Below are 755 nucleotides of genomic sequence, written 5' to 3'. Positions count from 1 at the left end.
TATAAGAGACAGGTGCCCGATCATGCGGTGGTCGGGGCGGACGGCGAGGCCGTCGACGTGCCAGGTGCGGAGCATGGTCTCGGACGCGTGGGGCTCGGCGAAGCCGCCGTGGCCGCGGAGGTCCTCGACGATGCGCGACATCTGGGTGGTGGTGGCGATGTAGGCGCAGACGATGCCGCCGGGGATGAGGGCCTTGGCGACGGCGTCGAGGGGTTCCCAGGGGGCGAGCATGTCGAGGACGACGCGGTCGGCCTCGGTCTCTGCGAGGGCGTGTTCGAGGGAGCCGACGGTGAGGCGCCAGGCGGGGTGGGGGCCGCCGAAGAACTTCTCGACGTTGGCGCGTGCGATGTCGGCGAAGTCGGGGCGGCGCTCGTAGGAGGACAGGAGGCCGTGTTCGCCGACGGCGCGCAGGAGGAAGCAGCTGAGGGCGCCGGATCCGGCGCCGGCCTCGATGACGCGGGCGCCGGGGAAGATGTCGGCCATGGCGATGATCTGCGCGGCGTCCTTGGGGTAGACGACGGCGGCGCCGCGGGGCATGCGGAGGGTGAAGTCGGTGAGGAGGGGGCGGAAGGCGAGGTATTCGGTGCCGCCGGTGGTGCGGTAGACGGTGCCTTCGGGGCTGCCGATGATGTCGTCGTGGGGGACGGAGCCCTTGTGGGAGTGGTACTGCTTGCCGGGCTGGAGGGTGATGGTGTTGACGCGGCCCTTGGGGTCGGTGAGCTGAACCTGGTCTCCGGGCCGGAAGGGGCCGTGGG

General features: G+C 71.3%; 1 protein-coding gene. It reads right to left on the bottom strand.

What is annotated here, in order from left to right; translation table 11 throughout:
• On the bottom strand, window positions 1-755 hold a 755-nt coding region (locus tag E1266_RS37550), incomplete at both ends, for a tRNA (adenine-N1)-methyltransferase (RefSeq protein ID WP_132055364.1).

Source organism: Actinomadura sp. 7K534, from assembly GCF_004348575.1.
Lineage (GTDB): Bacteria > Actinomycetota > Actinomycetes > Streptosporangiales > Streptosporangiaceae > Spirillospora > Spirillospora livida.
The sequence above is the reverse complement of the archived record's forward strand: the minus strand, read 5'-3'. Positions and strand labels throughout refer to the sequence as shown.